Source organism: Mesorhizobium sp. SARCC-RB16n, assembly GCF_008520305.1.
Classification (GTDB): domain Bacteria; phylum Pseudomonadota; class Alphaproteobacteria; order Rhizobiales; family Rhizobiaceae; genus Mesorhizobium.
The window spans coordinates 19,359-42,923 of sequence record NZ_ML703279.1 but is presented as its reverse complement, the minus strand read 5'-3'; the positions used below and the strand labels follow the sequence as shown (position 1 = coordinate 42,923).

14 protein-coding genes and 6 pseudogenes are annotated in these 23,565 nt (G+C 57.8%); 14 read left to right on the top strand and 6 right to left on the bottom strand.

Annotated features, from left to right (window positions below):
- Position 1 precedes the first annotated feature (1 nt).
- Together C7I87_RS23490 and C7I87_RS23485 are read left to right on the top strand one after the other, a co-directional pair.
- Complete coding sequence (locus C7I87_RS23490; protein ID WP_149906442.1) at positions 2-1,111, top strand: mandelate racemase/muconate lactonizing enzyme family protein; 1,110 nt, start codon at positions 2-4, stop codon at positions 1,109-1,111.
- Complete coding sequence (locus C7I87_RS23485; RefSeq protein WP_149906441.1) at positions 1,111-2,166, top strand: GlxA family transcriptional regulator; 1,056 nt, start codon at positions 1,111-1,113, stop codon at positions 2,164-2,166. The genes C7I87_RS23490 and C7I87_RS23485 overlap by 1 nt, the downstream gene beginning before the upstream one ends.
- Positions 2,167-2,646: 480 nt before the next feature.
- Here C7I87_RS23485 and C7I87_RS23480 read toward each other — a convergent pair.
- A pseudogene (locus C7I87_RS23480) lies at positions 2,647-2,757 on the bottom strand (IS481 family transposase); the annotation flags it as partial.
- Here C7I87_RS23480 and C7I87_RS23475 point away from each other — a divergent pair.
- Positions 2,744-3,721, top strand: a pseudogene (locus tag C7I87_RS23475) (IS110 family transposase). The pseudogenes C7I87_RS23480 and C7I87_RS23475 sit on opposite strands and share 14 nt — an antisense overlap.
- A 278-nt stretch (positions 3,722-3,999) precedes the next feature.
- Here C7I87_RS23475 and C7I87_RS36100 read toward each other — a convergent pair.
- The 4 genes and pseudogenes from C7I87_RS36100 to C7I87_RS36810 form a co-directional block, all read right to left on the bottom strand.
- Positions 4,000-4,321 (bottom strand): annotated as a pseudogene (locus C7I87_RS36100) (transposase); the annotation flags it as partial.
- Between the two features lie 106 nt (positions 4,322-4,427).
- Complete coding sequence (locus tag C7I87_RS23470; RefSeq protein WP_149906611.1) at positions 4,428-5,648, bottom strand: ATP-grasp domain-containing protein; 1,221 nt, start codon at positions 5,646-5,648, stop codon at positions 4,428-4,430.
- Positions 5,649-6,758: 1,110 nt separating this feature from the next.
- Positions 6,759-8,000 (bottom strand): ATP-grasp domain-containing protein, encoded by a 1,242-nt coding sequence (locus C7I87_RS23465; RefSeq protein WP_149906440.1) that lies wholly within the window; start codon positions 7,998-8,000, stop codon positions 6,759-6,761.
- A 958-nt stretch (positions 8,001-8,958) separates the two neighbouring features.
- Positions 8,959-9,240, bottom strand: a complete 282-nt coding sequence (locus tag C7I87_RS36810) for a CoA-binding protein (RefSeq protein WP_373424757.1) — start codon at positions 9,238-9,240, stop codon at positions 8,959-8,961.
- A 267-nt stretch (positions 9,241-9,507) separates the two neighbouring features.
- Here C7I87_RS36810 and C7I87_RS23455 point away from each other — a divergent pair, with 267 nt between their 5' ends.
- The 11 genes and pseudogenes from C7I87_RS23455 to C7I87_RS23410 form a co-directional block, all read left to right on the top strand.
- A complete protein-coding gene (locus C7I87_RS23455) occupies positions 9,508-10,320 on the top strand; it encodes a periplasmic substrate-binding domain-containing protein (protein WP_188393966.1) in 813 nt (270 codons plus the stop codon).
- On the top strand, positions 10,317-11,921 hold the full coding sequence (locus C7I87_RS23450) for an ABC transporter substrate-binding protein (RefSeq protein WP_149906437.1): 1,605 nt from the start codon (positions 10,317-10,319) through the stop codon (positions 11,919-11,921). Before C7I87_RS23455 ends, C7I87_RS23450 begins: the two co-directional genes overlap by 4 nt.
- Positions 11,922-12,863 carry an ABC transporter permease gene (locus C7I87_RS23445; RefSeq protein ID WP_149906436.1) on the top strand — a complete coding sequence of 314 codons (942 nt, stop codon included), beginning with the start codon at positions 11,922-11,924 and terminating at the stop codon, positions 12,861-12,863.
- A gap of 1 nt (position 12,864) precedes the next feature.
- Positions 12,865-13,746 (top strand): ABC transporter permease, encoded by an 882-nt coding sequence (locus C7I87_RS23440; RefSeq protein ID WP_149906610.1) that lies wholly within the window; start codon positions 12,865-12,867, stop codon positions 13,744-13,746.
- A gap of 7 nt (positions 13,747-13,753) precedes the next feature.
- Positions 13,754-14,755, top strand: a complete 1,002-nt coding sequence (locus tag C7I87_RS23435) for an ABC transporter ATP-binding protein (protein WP_188393965.1) — start codon at positions 13,754-13,756, stop codon at positions 14,753-14,755.
- Complete coding sequence (locus C7I87_RS23430) at positions 14,752-15,780, top strand: ABC transporter ATP-binding protein (protein ID WP_149906435.1); 1,029 nt, start codon at positions 14,752-14,754, stop codon at positions 15,778-15,780. The genes C7I87_RS23435 and C7I87_RS23430 overlap by 4 nt, the downstream gene beginning before the upstream one ends.
- 57 nt (positions 15,781-15,837) lie before the next feature.
- Positions 15,838-17,274 (top strand): M20 family metallopeptidase, encoded by a 1,437-nt coding sequence (locus C7I87_RS23425; protein ID WP_149906434.1) that lies wholly within the window; start codon positions 15,838-15,840, stop codon positions 17,272-17,274.
- A gap of 130 nt (positions 17,275-17,404) precedes the next feature.
- Positions 17,405-18,742: a CapA family protein gene (locus C7I87_RS23420; protein WP_149906433.1), complete on the top strand. Its 1,338-nt coding sequence runs from the start codon at positions 17,405-17,407 to the stop codon at positions 18,740-18,742.
- Between the two features lie 272 nt (positions 18,743-19,014).
- Positions 19,015-20,265, top strand: coding sequence for a M24 family metallopeptidase (locus C7I87_RS23415; protein ID WP_246696375.1), 1,251 nt, complete (start codon positions 19,015-19,017; stop codon positions 20,263-20,265).
- Between the two features lie 268 nt (positions 20,266-20,533).
- Positions 20,534-21,023: pseudogene (locus C7I87_RS35350) on the top strand (hypothetical protein).
- Positions 20,956-21,989, top strand: a pseudogene (locus C7I87_RS23410) (IS3 family transposase); the annotation flags it as partial. The pseudogenes C7I87_RS35350 and C7I87_RS23410, both read left to right, overlap by 68 nt.
- A gap of 454 nt (positions 21,990-22,443) precedes the next feature.
- On the opposite strand, the pseudogene C7I87_RS23405 reads toward C7I87_RS23410, so the two are convergent.
- Positions 22,444-23,467, bottom strand: a pseudogene (locus C7I87_RS23405) (IS110 family transposase).
- Between the last annotated feature and the right edge of the window lie 98 nt (positions 23,468-23,565).

Here is a 23,565-nt window from a genome sequence, read left to right as displayed (position 1 = left end):
CATGCGCATCGATCGCATCAACGTCTACACGGCGCAGTTGCCCGTCAAAGGCGGGGCCTATCGCATGGCGAGCGACGACGTGGAGACGCTCGACAGCACCCTTGTCGAAATAGTTGCGAACAACGGTTTGGTCGGGTGGGGCGAAACCTGCCCGATCGGCCCGGTCTACCAGCCGCATCACGCGCTCGGCGCGCGTGCCGCCATCGCCGAAATCGCGCCGGGGCTCATCGGCTCGGAGATCGCCTCGATCAGGCGTCTCGCGAAACAGATGGACGAGCGGCTCAACGGGCACGGCTATGCCAAGGCCGCGTTCGACATGGCCTTTCTCGACCTGCTTGGTCTGAAGTTGGGCGTACCGGTATCGACGCTTTTGGGCGGTGCGCTTACGGACCGCGTGCCCGCCTACTATTCCCTGATCGTCGGTTCGCCGGAAGAAACCGCCCGCATTGCCACCGAGAAAGTAAAAACAGGCTACGTACGGCTCCAGGTGAAAATCGGCGGCCGTAATCTCGAGGAGGACGTCGCCGTCATTCACAAGGTCTGGGAAGCGGTTGGCTACAAGGCGCGCATCGCCGTGGACGGCAACAGAGGTCTTACCGTGGCCGCCGCGATCCATCTCGACCGGCTCTGCCAGGCGATCTCGTTCGTTTTCGAACAGCCCTGCAACACCATGGACGAGATCGCGACACTGAAGGGCCGCATGACGCATCCGGTCTATCTGGACGAGAGCACGGAGGACCAAAACGCGGTGCTCAGGGCAATCTCGCTGGGCATCGCCGACGGCTTCGGCTTCAAGGTCACCCGCCTTGGCGGCCTCACGAAAATGACGACGGTGCGCGACCTCTGCACCGTCCGCTCGCTGCCGCACAGCTGCGACGATGCTTGGGGCGGCGACATCATCGCGGCGGCCTGCGTTCATCTCGCGGCGACAGTGGAGCCGAGCCGCATGGAAGGCGCCTGGATCGCCCAAGAATACATCAATGGCCATTTCGACGGGAAGAATCCGGTCATTATCGACAAGGGCCACATCGCCGTGCCGCAACGGCCAGGGCTCGGTGTGAAACCCGAGCCCGGCATGTTCGGCAAGCCGATAGCCATTTACGGGCCTTGATGAACGCGCCCGCTAATCTCGCCGGGATGAGGTCGCTGGCCACGCCGGGGAGTTCGGCGATAGGCGACCGGCCATTTGATCTCGTGGTTCTGGTGCTGCCGGGGTTCTCGCATCTGGCGCTTCACGCTTATTTAGAGCCGTTCCGCCTCGCCAACTCCGTATCAAAATTGCCGCTGTTTAGGTGGCGGATTGCGGCGTTGGATTCGCGGCCAGTCGAAGGTGCCAACGGCCTCACGGTCTCAGTCGACGTCAACATAGATGAGCTGGCCTCCCAAGTGGACGAGGGGAGACCTGGCCAACTCGCCATTGTTTCGGGCGAACCGGTCGAGCGGCAGCTGACGCCACAATTCAACGGATTTCTGCGCCTGATGGCCCGCCGTGGAGTTGCGCTATCAGCCTTTGGGACGGCGACATGGCTGCTTGCGCAGACCGGCCTTTTGGCAGGTACGCGCTGCACGATCCACTGGTCGCGCCTCGCTGCTTTTTCCGAAGTCTTCAACCAGCCGCGCATACGCGACTCTCTCTTTGTAAAAGATGGGCAATTTTCGACCTGCGCCGGCGAGTTGGCGGCGTTCGACCTCGCGGTCGACCTTATCGCAACGGAAGCTGGCGCCTTCATCGCACAGGAAGTGTGCAGGCATGCGACGGTAAACGGGCAGCGTTCTGGTTCAAACCGTCAGACGGGCCCCTCAGGCATCGCCTTTGCTGGCGTGAGCGAGAGCCTCGTCGCAGCCATCAGGGTCATGGAGGAGAATATGGAGTCTCCCATACCGATGTCCGACATTTCGAAGCGCATTGGTGTTTCCAGACGCCAGCTAGAGCGACTATTTGGAACGTATGTGGGTGTCACACCCGCAAAGCACTATCTCAGTCTCCGGATCGACCATGCAAAGCGGCTGATCGAAGGCACCGGGCTACCACTGGTCGACGTAGCCATGGCGAGCGGCTTCGTATCCTCCTCGCATTTCTCGAAATGCTTCAGGAACATACACGGAGTCTCACCGCAACAGCTTCGATTGACCGTGCCCGCCTGGATCGGTCGAGGGCTGGGTTAAGGCCCTTCGATATCTCCTCCTGAAGCGGCTACCTCGCCAGTGGTGCCTTCAACATCGCCCCGCGCCTGCGCCGCGCATCTGGCCGGTTGCGGGGCCGAGCAGCGGCGGAGTCTTGACTGCAAACCACCTTCACACGAGTGTTGCTCAGGCACGCAGCATTTGGTCTTTTGACCATGCTAAGCTAAAAACGTGCTAGTCGACGGCACGGGATAGAGTGCCGGCTCGGCCCGATGGTCGACAAGGTCAAGCCGGCGCCCCGCAGTGCCCTGGCCATGCATGGCCATGCATGATGGACTGGGTCACCGAAACATAGTCTTTAGTCATCTGAGATTGCAAAGCGGCTGTCGAGCAACAGGTCACTCAAGCAGCTTTTTAAGCTTGTCCCTGCTCCTCGAACTGCTTCAACCTCCGTCCGCAGGTTCCTTCGCAATTCTTCCTGTTGAAAGGTAGCCTGACTGGTCCCGGTGACCTTGCCCCTCAGCGGTGCAATGAAGAGCGCGTCAGATGCGGGATAGTGGGCTGCAACGTGTAGAGGCAAACATCGAGCGGCAGCAGCGTGCGCGGAGGGAAGGCGGCAATGACAGCCTCGTCTGCTGTTGCTACCGTTGGCCTCGATCTGGCCGAGCACGTCTTCCAGGTTCAGGCGGTCGATGTCGTAGGCCGCGTCGTCACTACCCGGGCGCTTCGGCGCAAGGATGTTCTAAGATTCTTCGAATCCCTGCCATGCTGCTTCATTGGCCTAAAAGCATCCGGCTCGGCCCATCATTGGGCTCGCGAACTCATCAAGTTCGGCCACAGCGTGCGACTGATGCCGCCAGCCTATGTGAAGGCTTATGTGCGTCGTCAGAAGAACGATGCTGCCGATGCAGCAGCCATCTGCGAGGCGGTGACGCGCCCATCAATGCGTTTTGTCCCGGTGCGATCCGTTGAGAACCAGGCAGCTCATGGATCGCAAGGTGCGCGAACTTCTGGTGGCCCAGCGCACCCAACTGCTCAATGTCCTTCGCAGCCATCTGGTCGAATCGGGATCATCGCCCCCCAGGGACCGAACAACGCACGCGCCCTGGCTACTCTCGTCATCCAGTACGACGACATGATCCCGGCGACCGTGTGTTCAGCACTGTTGCCATTGGTGCATCAACTGAGCGAACTCGATGACGAGATCAGACAGAACGATCAGGCAATTCTGGCCCTCGCCAAGGCTGATGAAACGGCGCGCCGTCTGATGAGAGTTCCTGGCATCGGTCCCGTTACTGCCTCCGCGCTTGTGGCGAGGGTCCAGGGCTCACACCTAGGCAAACTCTTCAGGCGGAAAGGAACGGCTGCGACGCGTCTCCAAGATGGGTAACCGATATTTGCGCAAGCTGCTCGTGGTCGGTGCTCATGCCGTTCTGTTCCATCGCAAGCGTTCCAGCGATGCTTGAGAAATTGGGCGGATCGCCTGACGGAGACCAATCCCATGAAAGCTTGTCGCCGTGGCGACCGCCAACATGTTCACCGTATCGTCTTCGCTTTCATGCGCGAGGAGACACATTATGCCGGAAGACCGGCGTAACAGGCGCATCGGCTAAGGCCGCGGGCTGAAATCGTGGGTGACAATGAGGTGACGGGAACAGACGAGGACAGATCCTGAAAGCCTGCAGCTTAGTGGAGCTTCGAGCTCGCTCTCTTGATCAGGTCAAGGATCAGCGGACGCCATCAGGGCCAGGGGTCAGAATACCGCAGCAAAAGGCCGGAGATGACCGCACCTACGACCACCCCACCGCTGAAAATCTAACCCTTGATCAGCGGGCGCCGTCCAGACATGACCGCACCCGCGACCCCATCGCTGAATGGGAAAATTCGTACAACATAGGTGCGCTCGCTGATTTGCTCGCGGAGGCGCTGCAGCACGGCAGCACGCTGGTGGACTTTAGGTGCTTATGGAGCTGACGCGGGCAGGCGGGCGAAGGTCAGCGTGTGTTCGATGGTTTCTTCAGCCCATGCGGTGTGCCGGGAATTGTGTGGTGCCCACTCGGAAGATCGGGCTAGGTCGCTTGGCTTCAGTAAGGTCGCGCGGTCGTATCGCCAGCGCCACTCCTGCAGTCAATCGTCGGCATGCCTTCCTCAGCAGATGGCCGAAGGCGTTCCTGAGGAAGTGCACGTAGCAGGGCTGTCAGGCCGCTTCCGGATGACCTCCGGTGAAGCGCGTTCTCGCAATCAATCATCAGGAAGTCTATGACACGGAGTACAAAGGCCCCTAATGAGCGGTCAACCATACACTAAGCGATGGAATCCGGTGTGATCGACCACGCGATGAGCTCGACTGCGCGCCGAAGTATCTCCTCGCTCTGCGCAGGGTTGGGCGATGCAGCGATGACATAGCCCATGAAATCTCGATCATCTCCTTTCCTGACAATCACAGTGTTGGGCGTAACGAAAATCTTGACTTCCTTGATGCCTGGCAACTCAGTCGCGTTAGCGACGCCATGAATCCAGTTCAGGACGCCATCACGATCAGCAACAAGCATGCGCGCTGCCGCAGTTTGGGAACGAGTTTTACGCAAGTTCCATTCATGGCCAATGGCGAGCTTAGTGTGCTCGGTTATGAGATCGACACCGCAAGCTAAGTGAATCAGTTGAGGATCAGGCACGCCGGAAAGACGTGGATTGACTTCAATTACGACGGGACCACGCTTCGTCCACCGGAACTCAATGTTCGCCGGGCCCCAGCCAAGTCCGATAGCTCGCAAGCAGTCCAGAGAAAGATCGGAGATCTTCTTATGCTGGTCGGTGGTCAACAGCGCCGGACAGATGACTTGGCGAACTACGAAATGCGGTAGGGGGCCGAAGTCAATCGCGCAAATCTCAATTACCTCGTTCCCCATTATGTCAGAATAATACTGGGGGCCCTGCGCGAATTCCTCGACCAGTACCCTTGGTGGAGATCGCCATAAATGCCCTCCTTCCAACAAATGGTTGGTATGCTCGGCTAACTCATCAACATTGCGGCACAACCGAACACCCCAGCTACCGCTGCCTGCGGCGGGCTTCAGGATCACCGGCAGGCCGATCTCCGCAGCAGAGCTTTCTATATCCGCCGCACTGGTTGCAATGCGATGAGCAGGCACCGGTATGCCAGCCTGCGCAAGGAGTTGGCGTTGTGAGAATTTGTCGTAACATTGCTCAATTGGGAAGGGGGCCGGTCCAGGTAGGCCGAAATGCCGGCAGAGCTTGGCAACTGTCAGATATACCGAGTCTAGGCCCCCCGTAATGCCCGCTATGCCGTGGATCGCATGTAGCTGGGAACATTCATGGATGAGCGCATCAAGGTTGCTGGTGTCGATGCAGATGGCATGAAGCCCTTCGGCCGCAATATAGCCGTGGCGAGATGGATCACTGGACAGAGTGATTGGATATAGGCCAAGGCGCTGCGCCGCTTGGGCATATAGCGGGCCGCTCCTGTGACCTTCAATCAGGATGAACGCTCTTCTTTTTGTCATGGTCATTTAGCTCCGTCTTTGTATGCTGCACGCGATCTGAGGTTGACTCGAGCTGCCCTTTTGTGGTGCCGAACTCCGGCTGTCGGCGATATGGGCATTCCATACTGGCGCGGGGAGCCGCAGAAGCGCAGCGCTTTCTTGGTGCGGGAACGTTTCTGTTAACTGCGGACCGCGCGTTTACTGAAGAGAGGCATATCTCGTGCCATAGGCGGAAATCGGTTCAACAGGCCGTAACTCCAGCTGTCATACTTGGGTCTCTTCGCGTTAAGTGAAAAGTTGGCACAAATTGGTAGAATGTCGGACGTACTGCTGTTGTGTTTCGGACATTTGAAGTTTCCAAAAGGTAGTCTGCTCAGGCGATTGCGCCCGGTGAATTGGTGAATGAGGCGAAATCCTTGGCGCACGTTGTCGTTCAAGCTTTGCCATTCTTGCGGCATTTGAAAAGAGTCGGCCAATCCGCATGCATGTCCGATCACGCCGCTGCCAATCTCGCGGGGCGCGGTGAACTGGCAAAGAACGAGCAGCCTTCGAATAGAGAAGCGGGCGGAGCCTATAGCGGTGATAACGTCGGCATAGACGGCCGCCGTCGGGTATCCGAACGAGAAATGCGGCCTCGTGGCGCTGAAGTCCTCCCGCCATTTCGGGATTGGTTTCCGCGTATGGGCTATCCTTCGCGCCGAACGATATCTGTCGCAGCACGAGGCAAGCCGAGCCGTGTGTCGGTCATTCTCATGACGTTTCACATGTTGCTTCACATAGGGCTGGTGCCAGCCAGGTTTGTGACCCAGACTCCCGAAGAACGCGGGCCTAGTGATGGCTCGTTGCACAAGCCCTCTCAATCAGGAATGCCGACGCAGAGAATGCGAGGAAACCGCCCTGCCTCCGCACCATGCGCGCGAGTTCGGCTCCCGCAGATGTGCTTCGAGGCCCCCAGTTTCTCCTGCGTTGTTCTGCATGACTCCGTTCTAACGCGCGCAAGACAGAGAAAGGCAGCAGTCCCGGTTGCGAGAATATTCGTCATCAACCTGCGTACTCCTCCTCCTCTCGACTACACCCATGTCAGCGACATCACCCTTTGTCCGGGCTGGCCGTCGCTGCAGGCACATGAGTTCACTCTCGATAGGGAGGGTTCGGGACGGGCGTAATGGACCATTGGAGTAGGTCGACTGCACTCTGAAGCATCGACGCCGTCTGAGCATGGGTCGGTGATGCGGCTATGACACATCCAATGCTGTCTCGGTAGTCACCTTTCCTGAGGATCGTCATATTTGATTTAACGTCCAACTTAACCAAGTTCACACCTGGCAGACTGGCCGCCTCGCGGTCACCACCGATCCAGTTGAGGATGCCATCGCGATCGGGGATTAGGCATCGTGCGCTCGCCGTGTGCGAATGCCTTTTGCGCAGATTGCATTCGACACCAACGGCCAGCTTGATGTGCTCCCTGATGAGATCAATCCCGTAAGCGAGCTGAACTAATCGAGGAATAGGGCCGCCGGCAAGACGCGGATTTACTTCGATGACGACCGGGCCAAGCTTGGTCCAGCGGAGATCGATGTTCGCTGGCCCCCAGCCGCAGCCGAGAGTTCGCAAGCAGTTCAGCGAAATGTCAGCGATACGCTCATACTGTTGGTCGCTGAGCGGCGCCGGATAGGTGTACTCGCGACACACGAAGTGTGGCGGGGAATCGAAGTCGGCGGCGCCAATCGCAATAACTTCATTTCCCATTATCTCCACGCTATAATGCGGGCCTTGTGCGAACTCTTCGACTAATATCCCCCGGGGAGCCTCCCACATATACTCTTTACCCAAAAGGTAGGCGGTATGTTGTCCTAGTTCATCGACATTGCTGCACAATCGGACACCACTGCTCCCGCTGCCCACGGCAGGTTTGAGAACCACCGGTAGACCGATCTGCGCAGCAGAGCTTTGTACCTCCGTAGCATCGGCTGCCAAGCTAAATGCAGGCATTGGAACGCCGGCCTCTGCGAGCAACTGGCGCTGAGTGAACTTGTCACAGCATGTCTCAACCGACGCTGGGTTGGGGCCCGGGAGCTTGAAATGCTGGCAAAGCCTTCCGATTCTGGCATAGACAGACTCATCGAGGCCAGTAAAGCCAGTAATGCCAGCAATATCCCAAGTCTGAGACAGCCGCGAGCATTCCAGAGTGAGCGCATCGATGTCGTTGGTATCGACATGGATTGTGTCGACGCCTTCCGCTTCAAGGTAGTCGTACTGAGTTGAATCAGCCGCCATTGCAATTGGATGAAGCCCAAGATTCTTGGCAACTTTCACATATAGGAGACCAATGCTCATATGGCCTTCAACCAGGACCAGTGCTTTGTTTTGCATAGGCTATTAACCCTTCATTGCGTGCAGTAGTGGCGTCCGGGTGTAACAGGCGTAACTCCACTGGTGCCCGGGTCCTGACACGATGAAATTACCATTCTCGGTGATCTTCCGTGGCAAAGATTCTGTAAATTTAATTGAACGATCTGTTGCAATGTTTGTTACCGCAGCAGGCATCGGAGCGTCTCAAAATGCGAGGTGCGATGTTCAAGCGACGTCAGTTGTGGTTTGGTCCTGCGGGTCGTGGCCCTCAGTGGTGTGGCTCGGCGGTGATGAAAGCGGCTCGCAGCGTGCTGTCACAGGCCCTGTCGGGCGCCGAGCGTGGTGCGTCTTTCGCACTCGGCCATGCCCGTGGTCTGGGTGATGCCCATTCCATCGGGATCGTTGTCGCTCCCGACCTTGCGCGCGCAAGAACTTCGGCGCGATCTCGCCTTCGAGCAGACGCTCCCTTTCGTTGGTGAAACTCGAATGTCTCAGGCTGGGCACCAATGCAAGACCCAAAAACCAGCGGACATAAGATCTAACTCCACCCGCTCTATCGCACGACCGTGTGTCCGCCTCTGCCGGTGAGGTGGCTCGCCCTACACTGCGCGTCCGAGGGTTGCTCGGACGGGCCGAGCCCTACTTCGTCGCCGGCAAGTGAGGCAGTATGCGATTGTTTGGCACGGCTCCCGGCACCCGCCCGCCCTTGGCAACGACGACCGATATAGAGATTGAGGGCCCGCATCCGGCGTCATCGAGCACGACATCCATGACATCGGTGACCGCGACTATAGCTTGGTTGCCCAGCCCAAACGAATAGGCCAAAGGTAGCGCCCGGTCTGAGCAGCCATATCGGCAAGATAAGCTCCGCCATTGCTGATTACCGCAACTCCCCATCCGTGCCGTGGTCGCCGAAATGGTCCATCATGAACACCGATCGGTCGGCGAAGTTAGCCACCCCGGAGGCAATTGGGACCGATCACAGGCCATGTCTCCGGCTGCCTGAATCAGGTCGCCTTGGGAGCGCTGACCACCTTGCATTTTCAGAGAAGGCGGACGTGTTGACAATCGCGCCCGCCACGCCGAACTGAGATAGCTCTCGAATGAGAACGTTTTCGCGAGGAACGGCCACATAGGCAACATCCGGCATCTCTGGCAAGCTGGCGACGCTGGAGAAGCATGGCAATCCACCGAGTTCGCTGCGGCGGGGACTAACGACGTACATACGCCCATCAAAGCCGCGAGCGCGACAATACTCCATCGCAGGAATCATCGCGGGCCCTCCGAGAAACAGCGCGCTCCGCGGGGTTACATGCACTTGAGCCGCTCTCGGCGGGCAGTCTGGCTTGTCGTTTCGTAGTCCAATGGAAGCTCCTGAAGACCTTGCAGCTGGATTCCAGCTAAAGTGTAAGTGGCTATACGGGGAAACCCGGACTTGAAACGGGAATTAAAGTCACTAGCCTGATGACTTTTTTGCGAGACTCCTACCCCGGTCTGACATGCTAGCGTCATATCAACCGGCGTCGGGGTGGAAACCAAGCGACTGCAAGTAAGACGATCAGAGGAGAACTACAATGGTCAAAAGGGATGGTTTATCGCCGCTGGGTTTCGCATTCAGCCACAGGCGCTTTGTCAAGTTCGCAGCGGCCGTCGGCGCTATAGCGATCGGCTCGTCCGGGGGGCGTTTTTGCAGCGCTCGCTGAAGCTGCTACCCCGAAGAAAGGGGATCCTGACGGCAATCTCGTCGGTGAGTTGGCCGAGCGTGGAACCCTCGAAAGATGCCAAGACCTGGATCTTCAAGCTCCACAACGGCAAGAGTTTGAATGCCGGCGACGTGATAGCCTCCCTAAACCATCATCGCGGCGCGGGTTCCAAGTCTGGAGCAAAAGACGTTGTCAAAGCTGTCGAGGAAATCCGGCTCGACGGCTCCGGGATCGTTATTATTTCTCTAAAAGAACCCAGTGTCGATTTCCAATACCTACTGGAGCACTATCAACTTCCTATATTGCCGGCCAAAGACGGCAAACATGATCTATCTGGAGTGTGTTGTAGCGGCTATGTGCTAGGCAACATTGACTACAAAAGGTTGTGGGAACAGGACGCCATGAGTTTCGGGATTTGCAGACGGAGCCAACAGTGTGGCGGCGCAATCTCAATCAAGGGTCCGAGTACTATCAGATCGGCGACTTCAATTCGGGCCGCAGGTGAAATGCCCATTTCGGAACACCGCAGGAATGGACCCAAGTCTTATGTTGGCGGTTACGATTCTAGATTCACGCTCTCGGCTGGCAAACGATCTCGGCATCGCGCGACTCGCTCAAGAAGGGGAACTGAAGCATGACAATATCTCGACGCGACCTCATTAAGGCGGGTGTGGCTGCCGGAACGGCCATATCTATCCCATCCGTTTTGCGGGCGCAGACAGCGGCCTCTGCTGAACGGACGGTGCGCATGGTGATGGGTTCTTTTCTACGCGCCTTCGATCCAGTCTCTACGACAGATGACACCTCCCAGTCCCACGGCCTGGCGATTTTCGACACGCTCTTTGCACTCGATTCCAAGTTCATGGTGCAGCCACAAATGGTCCAGAAGTGGGGTATCTCCGACGACCAGAAGACCTATACATTTGAGCTTCGCGATGGTCTCGGCTGGCACGATGGCAGCGCCGTCACTGCTGCCGACTGTGTAGCCTCGATCCGCCGCTGGGCCCAGGTGCAGTCCGGCGGGCAGCTCATGATGAAGCGAGTCAAAGATATCTCGAAGAAGGACGACAGGACTTTCACCATCGCTCTAAAGGAGCCTTTAGGACTTCTCCCCGAAATTTTAGCTTCAGCACCACCTCTCTTCATCATGCGCGAAAAGGACGCGAACCGCCCTGCAACCGAGCAGGTGACCACGAACATCGGCTCAGGCCCCTTTAAGTTTAATGAAGCGCTCTCCAAGCCCGGCGCTAGCATCACCTACGATCGTAATGAAAAATATGTCCCACGAAGGGACCGCGCCGACGGTTTCGCCGGCGGGAAGGTCGTGAATGTCGATCGCGTCATCTGGGAGAATATCGCCGATCAGCAGACTGCTTACGCGGCGCTGCAGGCTGGTGAAATCGACTTTATTCAGTCGCCGTCCGTCGATCTGCTGCCTATAATTGAAAGCAATCCAGATCTTCGACTGCAAGTTTTGGACAAAGGCGGCCGGATCTTACTTTTGCGCATGAACTGCCTCCAGAAACCATTCGACAATGTGAAGTCGCGTCAAGCGATACTTCACCTTGTCGATCAGGAGGCGTTCTTGCAGGCCGCATTCGGTAATCCAAAATATTTCCGAACTATAACTTCGTTGTTCGGAAACGATACGCCCTATTCAAACGACGAAAATACGGGATGGTTCAAAAAGGGGGGCGACCCGGAGACGGCCAAGCGGCTCTTGAAGGAGTCTGGATATGCCGGAGAAAAGATTGTCATTCTTCAACCCACCGACTGGGCCGAGTCCAGCAATGCAACGCAGCTACTAGCGGCCGAATTGCGCAAGATCGGGGCGAATGTAGAACTGGCGCCGAGCGACTGGGGCGGGATTGTCGAGCGCCGGGCAAAGATGGGTCCTGTCGAGGACGGGGGATGGAGTCTGTTTATTACGGATCACAGCAATTATAGCACCACCCAGCCGCATACCAATATCGACCTAGCCGCGAATGGCAAGGAGGGTTGGTACGGATGGCCGACAAGCAACGAGTACGAGTCTCTGCGAGCCAAGTGGCTGGAAGCCAAAACTCTGGAGGAACGCAAAGCGCTGGCCCGTGAAATGCAAAAAAACTATTGGGACATTGTTGGCATGGTTTACCTAGGCGCGTATGTCCAACCAAGCGCCCGCCGCATGTCTCTCACCGGCCTTATCGGCATGCCCGCGTATCTCCCCATGTGGAACATGCAAAAGGTTTCGGGCTAAATGGGCACCTACGTCGTTCGCAGGATGTTCTCGACCGTCGCCGTGATGGCGATGGTCGGAATTTTCGTTTTCCTGCTTCTCAGGCTGGCGCCTGGGGACCCAGCAGCGATGATCGCCGGCAAGTCGGCGACTGCCGAGGTAATCGCCGGGATCCGCCAACAGATGGGACTGAACGATCCGATACCTGTTCAGTTCATACGTTGGGTGCGCGACATACTCGGCGGCGATTTCGGCACCTCGATTTTTGCCGGGCGACCGGTCCTCGAACTGATCTCACAGCGGCTTGAACCGACCCTTTCTCTATCGATCCTGACGATGGTCCTGTCGGCGACGGTTGGGGTTTGTTTCGGCATTCTCGCCGCATGGCGGGCTGGCGGCCTTGTTGATCGCATCCTGACTGGATTCGCGACGCTAGGTTTCTCCGTTCCAGTGTTTGTTGTCGGTTTTTTTCTCATATATTTTTTCGCGATTAAGACACATTGGCTGCCCGTCCAAGGATATCAGCCTATCGAAAGTGGCTTCTGGCCATGGCTCATGCACCTTATTCTGCCAACGATAACATTGAGCATTCCCTACCTAGCTTTCATCGCTCGGATCACTCGGGCCAGCATGCTGGAGGTCCTGTCGGAAGATTATATGCGAACGGCCGCTGCCAAGGGCGCGTCGTCCTATTCCATGCTGGTCCATCATGCCCTTAAGAATGCAGGCGCCCCCATTCTCACCGTAATCGGCTTAAGTTTCGCCGGCCTAGTTGGCGGCGTTGTCATCACGGAAACGGTATTCAACATACCTGGCGTGGGTCGCTTGGTGGTCGATGCGATCAACAACCGCGATTACCCCATCATCCAAGGCGTGCTCATCCTCGTTGCGGGGCTGTACGTCTTGATCAATCTGGCGGTCGATCTTTCATACACTCTTGTCGATCCTCGTATCCGGTATTGATATGACACTCCTCTCTGCACCAGTTGAAGCCGTTTCGACGGGCCGCCTGCAAATATCTGACCTGCCGCGTCTCACAAGGCGACATCCGCTCGTCGTGATTGGCGGCGGCCTCCTGGCGCTGATGATCATTCTAGCACTCGCTGCTCCGCTTTACGCTGGCGATCCTCTGAACATGGATCCTTTCAAACGGCTCCAGCCACCTTCCACCGAGATGTGGTTCGGAAGCGATAATCTTGGCCGTGACGTCTTTGCACGAGCGGTATTCGGCGCTCGGATCTCACTCATCGTCGGATTGACCTCGGCGGCGGGTGCGGCTCTGGGCGCTCTTCTGATCGGTGTCCTCGCCGGCTACAGCTGCGGCTTCGACAGCATCGTCATGCGGGTCATGGACGGTCTGATGTCGATCCCGACGGTTCTGCTTGCTATTGCACTGATTTCCCTGACCGGCCCCGGAGTCGGTATCCTCATCTTCGCCATTACGATCGTCCAGCTGCCAAGCGTCACGCGGCTGGTTCGTTCGGTGGTTATGAGTGTTCGGGAGCGTCCTTACGTGGAGGCCGCCATCTGCGGCGGTGCGCGCCTGCCAAAGGTGCTGTTGCGGCATATCTTGCCGAGCACCATACCAGCGCTGATGGTGCAGAGCGCGATTGTGTGCGCGGATGCGATTATGACAGAAGCCGGCCTGAGCTTTCTGGGCGCAGGCGTGCCACCCGAGATCCCCAGTTGGGGCAATATGATAGCCAATTCGCGCCTGTATCTCGCCATTGCTCCAATGACGATTTTCGCTCCGGGGATATGCCTCGCGGTCATGGTGCTTGCGGTCAACCTTCTTGGGGACGGCTTGCGCGACCTCTTCGACCCCCGTGCAAAACGGAGGCGATGAGATCCAGATGCTTACGACAATAGGCAATGACGTGCTTCTCGATGTTCGAGACCTCGAGACCCACTTTTACGGCGAAGACAGCGTCACCCGTGCGCTGGGCGGCATCAGCTTCCAGGTCAAGAGTGGCGAAACGCTCGGCGTCGTTGGCGAATCTGGTTGCGGCAAGAGCGTCACCGCTCTTTCGATCCTCCGCCTGCTGCCGAAGCTGAACGCAAGGACCGTCGGCGGCGAGATCCGCTTTCGCGGACGCGATCTCCTAAAACTCTCGGACCGCGAGATGCGAGCAATACGCGGCAACCGGATCGCCATGATCTTTCAGGAGCCGATGACCAGCCTCAACCCGGTTTACACCGTCGGTCACCAAATCGCCGAGGCAGTTCAGATCCACACCAAGGCCACCAAATCAGGCGCCATGGCCAACGCGCAAGACTTGCTGCGTCTCGTGCGCATCGCGGACCCTGAACGGCGGGTCAACAACTATCCCCACGAAATGTCGGGCGGCATGCGCCAGCGCGCCATGATCGCCATGGCGCTCGCCTGTTCGCCGGAACTGTTGATCGCCGACGAGCCGACGACGGCGCTCGACGTGACCATCCAGGCGCAGATCCTGCGGCTGGTGGTTGAACTGAAACAGCGTACGGGAACGGCGGTCATGTTCATAACCCATGATCTCGGCGTCGTCGCAGAGACATGCCAACGCGTGATCGTCATGTATGCGGGCCGCATTGTTGAGCAAGCGAGTGTCGTTGATCTGTTCGCGCGCCCTTCGCACCCCTACACCCAAGGCCTAATGCGCTCTGTGCCCGATCGGCGGCGTGGCCGGCAAAGTCGCCTTCCGGAGATCCCTGGCATCGTGCCTAGCCTGCGCGAGCCGATTGTGGGATGCAGCTTCGCGCCTCGCTGTCCGTTCGCGATCGACATCTGCCGGGAAAAGACTCCCGTCATGATTGACGTTGGGCTGGACCACGCTGCAGCTTGCTGGCGCGCCGAAGAGGTGGTCGGCGTATGAGCGGTCCTTTGCTGAAAGTCGAGAACTTGACCAAGCATTATCCGCTCGGTGCGGGGTTCCTAAAGAAGACCATCCCGGTGGTGCGGGCCGTGGCGGATGTATCCTTCTCGGTCGCGGCTGGCGAGACGCTTTGCATCGTTGGCGAATCCGGCTGCGGCAAGTCCACCGTCGCACGGCTCCTGATGCGCCTGGTGAAGCCGACGAGCGGGCGCGTGCTGATCGACGAGACTGACATCGCCGTTCTTAAAGCCCATGAGCTTCGCGCCTGGCGCCGGCGGATGCAGATGGTCTTCCAGGATCCATACTCCTCGCTGAACCCGCGCCTCACGGCCGGGCAGATCATCACCGAACCGGTCGAGAACTGGGAGCGCCTCAGCCGCAAGCAGCGCAAAGCCCTTGCCGCGGAGCTTCTGCGAAAGGTCGGCATGTCGCCTCAGATGATGGACAGGCTCCCGTCCGAACTGTCGGGCGGCCAGCGCCAGCGGCTCGGCATCGCACGGGCCCTGGCCCTCAATCCTTCGCTGATCATCGCCGACGAGGCGGTCTCAGCCCTCGACGTCTCCGTGCAGGCTCAGATCCTGAACCTGCTTCTGGATCTCCAGCAGCAGATTGGCATTGCCTTCATCTTCATCTCGCATGACCTCAGCGTCGTCGAGCATATCGGCCATCGCGTCGCGGTCATGTATCTGGGGCGCATCGTCGAGCTCGCCGCGTGCGAGGCGCTTTTCGCCAATCCGGTCCATCCCTACACCGAGGCGCTGATCGCGGCAGCCCCGGTGCCGGATCCCACGCGGGTTCGGCTGGAGGCGCCCGTCCAGGGCGAGGTGCCGAGCCCCATTAATCCGCCAAGCGGGTGCGCGTTCCATCCGCGCTGCCCGCACGCGGTCAATCGTTGCCGCATAGATGTGCCGCGTTTGGTTCCGATGGCAGACGGGCGCGCGGTGGCGTGTCATGTGCGCGCTCCAGACACAGATTTTCCGGCACAGCCGAGTGCGACGGCCACTCGTTCCTTGACTGCAGGATAGCCGCACGACCTTCACCTGACGGAAGATCGACCTTCGCTCAAAGGAGTAAATGCAACTATGAGAAATGACCCTCTCAGCCTTGATGAAATCGTCCGCTGCGTGAATGCAAACGCCGCCGATTACTGTGCTTTGAGTGACCGTATCTGGACAATGCCAGAACTAGCTTTCGAGGAGCATCGCTCGGTTGCCGAGCAGATCGCTATGCTCGAGCGCGAAGGCTTTCGCATCACTAAAAATGTCGGCCATATCCCTACCGCTTTTGTCGCGGAATACGGCAAGGGTGGTCCAATCATCGGTATTTTGGGTGAATTCGACGCCCTTCCCGATCTTGCGCAAGTTTCGGGCGTAACTGAATACCAGCCCATAACGAAAGGTGCACCCGGCCACGGCTGCGGGCACAATCTTCTCGGTGCCGGTTCCGCCCTCGCAGCGGTGGCGTTGAAGAAAGCGCTCGTAGGTGAAGCAATCGCAGGGACGGTGCGATATTACGGCTGCCCGGCGGAAGAGGCCGGCGGGGGCAAGACCTACATGGCTCGTGCTGGCGCATTCGATGATCTCGATGCAGCCTTCTGCTGGCACCCCGCAGTGGTTAACGAGGTGCTAAACACTGTCTCGAATGCAGCGCTGGGGGCTCGCTTCCATTTCAAAGGGCGCGCGGCGCATGCGGCGTGTGATCCTCACTTGGGACGCAGTGCACTAGACGCGGTAGAACTGATGAACGTTGGCGTCAATTACATGCGGGAACACATGCCGTCGGACGCACGCGTCCACTACTCGATTACCAACGCCGGCGGCGAGGCACCCAATGTGGTACAAGCCTACGCGGAATCCACATATTCAGTGCGTTCGCCGAGTTTGCCTGATGCTGAGCATGTGTTAGGACGAGTGAGGAAGATCGCAGAGGGGGCTGCTTTGATGACTGAGACTTCCGTCACAATGCAGATCATCGGCGCTTGTTCGAACGTTCTACCCAACATGGCGCTGCAAGAGGCCATGTTTGAGAATATGTGCCGTCTCGGCCCGCCCGGTTTTGACGAGGCCGACTACGCTTTTGCCAGCAGTCTTCGAAAGACGGCTCTGACGGACGAAGATGTGTTGGCGACCCTTACGCCACACGATGTCACACTCAAGGACAAGATTTTCCACGATGCGCTACTCCCTTTGGCCGCCCGTGAGAAGCTAGAGTTTGGCTCAACCGACGTGGGCGACGTAAGTTGGATCGTGCCGACTGCACAGTGCTACACCGCCTGTTTCGCCATTGGCACGCCATTTCACACTTGGCAGCTCGTCACGCAGGGTAATTTGCCTGCAGCCCATAAGGGCATGGTATTGGCGGCCAAGGCTATGGCAACCACAGCGGCCGATTGCCTGCGCAACCCCGAAATCATCGTCCGAGCTAAAGCGGAACTAAAAGAGCGGACGGGCGGCCGCGCATACCGGTGCCCAATTCCGCCGAACGTCACGCCCGATGACCTGCGCGCAAAGGCGACGTAGATCTTGTTTCTCCCGGGCTCATTCCCAACCACACTTTCGGAGGTGTGAGCCCTCATTCAAACCAGCAGCCAGTCACCGCGCAAACTGAAGTCCAGAAAAATTTTCATTGGTCGGTGAGGATTCAGATTCGATGCAAGAGAGCACGTTCGATGATATCGGCTCTACAGCGACAAACGTCGGGGAGGGCTTCACTTTGGTAGCGGTCGGCGACCTCATGATGAGGCGACCCGCAACTAAGAACCAGCAAAGCGGCTTCGGCGACGTTGTCGAAATCCTTCGGAGCGCTGATGCTACGTTCGGCAACCTAGAGACGAACATCTTTGACACCCGAACGTTCAAGGGAAGCCCCCAGGTGAACGGTGATTCCTATCATGTAGGCCCACCAGAGCTGGGTGACGATTTGAAAAGAATGGGATTTAATCTCCTGTCTTTCGCAAACAACCACACGTTCGACTGGGGCGTTGAAGGCATGCGGGAGACAAGCCGAGTGCTCGACGAGAGTGGTATTGTTTATGCCGGTGTCGGGGAGAACTTGGCGCAAGCTGGTGCTGCGCGGTATCTGGAGACCGCGCGCGGTCGTGTGGCATTGGTGTCATTCGCTGCAACGTTCACGCCTATGTCTCGTGCCTGCGATCCGGCGGGTGAAGCGCCAGGCAGAGCAGGACTTGCCACTCTTCGTCTGGCTCATAGCATCGAAGTGCCGCGTGAGATGCTCGAAAGCTTGAAGCAGATACGTGATGCTTTGCCCAATTCCGTGAGCCATGAGGCCGAAAACCGGGTCGTCCTCTCTGGAGCGACGTTTAAGATAGGCGACAAAGTTACAAATAGCTTCGAACCGAACTCCAGCGATGTCAACGATATCCTCCGAAACGTTCGTCAAGGCAAGCAGTTCGCTGACTTCCTAATTGTCAGCAACCATGGTCATGAGCCAGGCGAATGGAGCCAGGAGCCACCTGATTATGAACAATCGTTAGCACGTAGGCTGATTGATACCGGGGCTGACGCATATGTCGGGCATGGGCCGCACCAGTTGCGAGGAATAGAGATCTACAAGGGTCGACCGATCTTTTATAGCTTAGGGAATTTCTTCTTCGACAATCTCCAGATGGTTGAGGGGGCTGACTACTTTGCCGAGCACGGAAAAGACCCTCGTGTCGACACGGTCGCCGATTTGCTGGTCGAAGCAATGAAAGAGTTTCCAAGTACGTTATTCTACCAGAGTATTGTCGCTGTTAGTCGATATGACGATAATCGGCTCGTCGAATTGAGGCTCTTTCCGGTCGAACTCGGCTACTCGGAACGGTTGGCCAACAGAGGCGTGCCACGTGTCGCCCCTGCGCCGTCAGCCAACGCCATTCTGCAGCGTGTACAGAAGCTCTCGAAGCCATTTGGCACAGAAATCACCATCGAGAATGGTGTTGGCCTAGTCAAGCTGACTAGCAGCTCGACGCTACAGCGCCTTCGCTAAGTAGTAGCCCCAATGTAATAGGCCGCGCTTAATTTCCGTACGGGAGTCGATGTCGGAAACTTTACTTATACCGTTGCATGGCGAGCAGAGACAGAACCCACGCGTACTCATTGAAGTCCGAAGTGACCTCATTTCGGATATGGACAAGAGCGCTGGCGAGGATTATTGCGAACGCGGCTTAGGCATCCGTTGAGAAGATGCAACTTGCCTCAACAACCCGCTTGGACTATTTATTATCCTCACAAGTCGATTTGCTGGTGTGTGGAAGATAGATGGACGTGATTCCTGCTGAAATACTGCGTATCCACTCGCATTTGACAAAGGAAATAGCCGAAATGAGCCCAACCGGAGACGGGATTTTGTTCAAAACGGAGGAATATGCTGGGCGCTTGGCTAAGCTAAAGTCCGAGATGGAACGGCGAGAAATGGATACGCTTCTGATAAGCGAACCCTCCAATATTTGCTATCTGACGGGCTACGAAGCTTATTCGTTCTATGTCTTTCAGATTATGATCGTTCATCGCGACGTTAGCGAGCCAATTTGGATTGGCCGATCTATGGACGCAGTCTCTGTCCGGCGAATGACGTACCTGTCCGACGATTCGATCCGTCCATACACGGATGACTACGTACAGTCCTCGGAGAAGGATCCTGTCGATTTCGTCGTTGCGGAACTTAAAGAGATTTGCCCGACGCTCAAGGCAATTGGGGTTGAGACAGGCTCGTTCTACTACACTGCCCGAATCCATAATCGACTCCTCGAATCTCTTCCGGCAAATCGCTTCCTCGACGCGGAGCTGCTGATCAACTGGATGCGCATTCGCAAAAGCGCTGCGGAGGTAGCCATTCTTCGAGAAGCCGGTCAAATATCAAACGCGATTATTGCCGATGCCGTCGAGGCGGTGCAGGCTGGGATCCGTGAGTGCGACTTGACGTCGGTGATATACCGTCGGATGATCGCAGGAACTCCCGAGTACGGCGGTGTTTATCCCTCAAGTGCGCCTTACGTCCTGACTGGATCACGAACGGGCGAGCCTCATGCGCCCTGGTCAGACCGCACCATTGACCACGATACACCGGTTAATATCGAAACGTCTGGCTGCAGGCGCCGATATCATGCACCCATCAGCCGGACGGTGTACCTCGGTTCTCCGCCGGAATCTTATCTTCGTCTTGCAGATGCAGTTACAGAAGGAATCGAGGCAGCGTTGGAAGCAGTCAGACCCGGCGTTACATGCGGAGAGGTGGCCCAGATCTGGGGAAAAACGATCGCTCGGCACGGGTTTCACAAAGACTCCAGGATTGGATATTCGATCGGGATAGGATTCCCTCCGACGTGGGGTGAACGAACTGCAAGTCTTCGCGAAAGCGATCGTACGATGCTGGAGCCTGGTATGGCATTTCATATGATGCCGGGTTTATGGCTTGACGATATAGGTATCGTTCTCACCCAGTCATTTGTTGTCAATGAGTTCGGTCGCGAAGACCTCACAACATTTCCAAGGCAACTCGTGATCAAGTAGCGAGCTTCAATTCACGCTATGCAACAGCCCCGACAAAAAGAGATGCTATTTCCGGGGCGGCAAACGTCGTTTCGCCGGGACTATCATTGCGTTCCGCCGGTTCTGTATAGATGGTTAACGCCGTTCGAGGGCAGGCCGGCCGAAACGCGATGGCACCACCTCGGACAATGTATTGGCGAACTCCATGCCAGATGGCTCATTATTGGGTGGGCAGGGGATCGAACCGCGCCCGCCCGTCGACGTCGTCCGATAAATCGAACAAAACGAAGTGCAGATCAAAGATGTCCTCCCCGCGCCTGGCAATGGTGCATTTTTCTGTGACGACCAAGCTGCGATCCGGGCCGGAGCTACCCAGGACGGGTGAACCTGCAACGCCCGGCCTCACCTCGTTACGTGTTCCGGCATCGTCGCTGAGCGTCGGACTTGTGCTTACAGACGACACTGTTGTGTGGGGCGATATGACGGCCGTTCTGCGTGCTGGCGGACGCGCTCCGTTGTTCGATACTGCTCAAATCTCAGATTTAACCTCGCGTGTCGTAACGGGACGGCTTCTCGAGGTCGATGCGTCTCGCTATGTTGAGGCCTGTGGGCGCGTTTTCGAGTGCTTCCACTATAACCGGGTACCGTCGCGCTTGAGTGCGGGATCTGTCAAGCCTGCTTCGAGCCGCGGCTCATCTCCACCGCAGGACGATGGCGGAGATCTGCCGGAGGGCCGGGATCAGCCAGGCGACCTACTTCAACTGGAAAAAGAAATATGACGGGCTGCTGCCGACGGAGATGAAGCGGCTGAAGCAGCTGGAGGACGAGAACGGCAAGCTCAGGAAGCTGGTCGCCGACCTGTCGCTGGACAAGGAGATGCTGCAGGACGTGATCCGCCGAAAACTGTGAGGCCTGGTCGCAAACGCGAGCTGGTGGCCGATACCTGTGCTGATTGGAACGTGTCGATACGGCGAGCGTGCCGTGTTCTGGAGTTCGACACCTCGACCTATCACTACAAGTCCCGCCGCCGTGACCAGGCCGGCATCGAAGCTCGGATCAAAGACATCTGTGCGAACCGGGTTCGCTATGGCTACCGGCGCGTGCACGTGATGCTCACGCGGGAGGGCTGGGACATCAACATGAAGCGAACCTATCGCATTTACAGGGACTTGGGCCTTCAACTGAGGAACAAGACGCCGAAGCGCCGGGTGAAGGCGAAGCTGCGAGACGATCGCCAGCCAGCCGTCGAACCCAACGACGTGTGGGCAATGGACTTCGTTCACGACCAGCTCGCGACGGGCAAGAAGATCCGGGTCCTGACGGTCGTCGATACGTTCTCACGCTACGTGCCGGTGCTCGACCCGCGCTTCAGTTACCGAGCCGAGGATGTGGTCAGGACACTGGAAAAGGTTTGCCCCAAGATCGGCTATCCGAAGACTATCCGGGTAGATCAAGGCTCGGAGTTCGTCTCCCGCGACCTCGATCTGTGGGCCTACACCAGGGGCGTCACGCTCGACTTCTCGCGACCGGGAAAGCCAACGGACAACGCTTACATCGAAGCCTTCAACGGCCGCTTCAGGGCGGAATGTTTGAACGCCCATTGGTTCCTGACGCTTGCCGACGCGGCCGAAAAGTTGGAGGATTGGCGCAGATACTACAACGAGGTGCGTCCACATGGCGCAATCGGGCACAAGGTTCCGATCTCGTTGATCAATCTCGATGGCTCCGCCAGCCCGCCATCGTGAAAACAGCCGGAAAACTCCACCTTCCGGCGGTCCAAAGTATGGTATCGGATCAGTATCGGATCAAACAGCCGGAAAACTCCACCTTCCGGCGGTCCAAAGTATGGTATCGGATCAACAGCCGGAAAACTCCACCTTCCGGCGGTCCAAAGTATGGTATCGGATCAAAACGGCTGAGCCTCTAATTGCCGCTGGGTGAAAGTTCAGTGGCATGTATGGACGGCCCCCGCGTGGCAAGTGTTTTCGGCGTTTCTGACGATTGGTCGGGTGCAGGCATGTATACGGCCTTTGATTGCGGCGCGTTCTTGCCGCTGGCCCTGATGTAGTCCGCGTTCGGATCCCAGACAGGTCAACGCGCTTTCAAGCGGCGCCCACTGATCGGGTTTGTCCGATCCCGGCTCGACCGTTCGCCATCACACCATCAGCACCTCACCAGTTTCTGCATCCTCGCGATCTTTCAAAGGGCGACGGTATACTCAAAGCGCCTGCCCGTCGTCATTAGCGCCCAGACGATCCGTGCCATCTTGTTCGCCAAGGCAACAGCGACGACGTTGTACGGCTTCTTCACCAGAAGCTCGGCGGCCCATCGCGTAGGTGCAACTTTGGCCTTGCGGCTGAAACGAAGCACTGCGTGTGCTCCGACAACGAGAAGCCGGCGGAGATAGGGATCGCCTTGTTTGCTGATCCTTCCGAGGCGGTCCTTGCCACCCGATGAGTTCTGCCGCGGCACCAGGCCTATCCACGCCGCCAGTTGTCGGCCGGATTTGAAGAGCGATGCGTCTGTCACTGTCGCGGTGAGTGCGCTGGCAGTGATCGGGCCTATTCCGGGGATCGTCTCAAGGCGTCGGCTCAACTCATTCGAGCGATGCCACGCATGAATCTGGCGGTCCATCTCACGGACCTTCTCGTGCACCTCCCGCAACTGCTGGATCAGCGGAAGAAGTGCGGACCGCGCAAGCGGCGGGATGGGATCGGGATCACCGTCGTCGATCAACGCGATCAGCATACCGACCCCGGCAATCCCCTGTCGCGTTACGATGCCGAACTCGGCCAAGTGGCCGCAAGGCGTTCACCAGCATCGTCCGCTGCCGGATCAAAAGCTCGTGGACCCGATGTAGCATCAGCACACTCTGTTGCTCCTCGCTCTTCACCGGAACGAAGCGCATCGTCGGCCGCGTCACCGCCTCGCAAATCGCCTCTGCATCAGTGGCGTCATTCTTCTGCCGCTTCACCTATGGCTTGACGTAAGACGCCGGCATCAGCCGAACCTCGTGGCCCAGTGCCATTAGAACCCGAGCCCAGTGGTGTCCTGTCGCACAAGCCTCGATACCGATCGGGCACGGCGGCAAAGCCTCGAAGAATCCAACGATATCGTCGCGGCGCAGCTTACGGCGGGTCACGGTTGCGCCAGCAACATTGATCCCGTGGACCTGGAACAGGTGCTTGGCGATATCCACCCCAATTGTGGTAATCTTCTCCATGGACGGCTCCCTCATGTGACTTTCGACAGCCACACTTTGGCACATTGCGATGCCGGGAGCGGAGGCCGTCCACCACATCAGGTCACGCTCTCCAGACT

What these genes read in the sequence shown, in the direction of transcription:
- C7I87_RS23420 (WP_149906433.1), top strand. Translation starts at nt 17,405, where the DNA reads ATGCAAGAGAGCACGTTCGATGATATCGGCTCTACAGCGACAAACGTC.
- C7I87_RS23440 (WP_149906610.1), top strand. Translation starts at nt 12,865, where the DNA reads ATGACACTCCTCTCTGCACCAGTTGAAGCCGTTTCGACGGGCCGCCTG.
- C7I87_RS23470 (WP_149906611.1), bottom strand. Translation starts at nt 5,648, where the DNA reads ATGACAAAAAGAAGAGCGTTCATCCTGATTGAAGGTCACAGGAGCGGC.
- C7I87_RS23485 (WP_149906441.1), top strand. Translation starts at nt 1,111, where the DNA reads ATGAACGCGCCCGCTAATCTCGCCGGGATGAGGTCGCTGGCCACGCCG.
- C7I87_RS23435 (WP_188393965.1), top strand. Translation starts at nt 13,754, where the DNA reads ATGCTTACGACAATAGGCAATGACGTGCTTCTCGATGTTCGAGACCTC.
- C7I87_RS23450 (WP_149906437.1), top strand. Translation starts at nt 10,317, where the DNA reads ATGACAATATCTCGACGCGACCTCATTAAGGCGGGTGTGGCTGCCGGA.
- C7I87_RS23445 (WP_149906436.1), top strand. Translation starts at nt 11,922, where the DNA reads ATGGGCACCTACGTCGTTCGCAGGATGTTCTCGACCGTCGCCGTGATG.
- C7I87_RS23430 (WP_149906435.1), top strand. Translation starts at nt 14,752, where the DNA reads ATGAGCGGTCCTTTGCTGAAAGTCGAGAACTTGACCAAGCATTATCCG.
- C7I87_RS36810 (WP_373424757.1), bottom strand. Translation starts at nt 9,240, where the DNA reads ATGGAGTATTGTCGCGCTCGCGGCTTTGATGGGCGTATGTACGTCGTT.
- C7I87_RS23490 (WP_149906442.1), top strand. Translation starts at nt 2, where the DNA reads ATGCGCATCGATCGCATCAACGTCTACACGGCGCAGTTGCCCGTCAAA.
- C7I87_RS23425 (WP_149906434.1), top strand. Translation starts at nt 15,838, where the DNA reads ATGAGAAATGACCCTCTCAGCCTTGATGAAATCGTCCGCTGCGTGAAT.
- C7I87_RS23415 (WP_246696375.1), top strand. Translation starts at nt 19,015, where the DNA reads ATGGACGTGATTCCTGCTGAAATACTGCGTATCCACTCGCATTTGACA.
- C7I87_RS23465 (WP_149906440.1), bottom strand. Translation starts at nt 8,000, where the DNA reads ATGCAAAACAAAGCACTGGTCCTGGTTGAAGGCCATATGAGCATTGGT.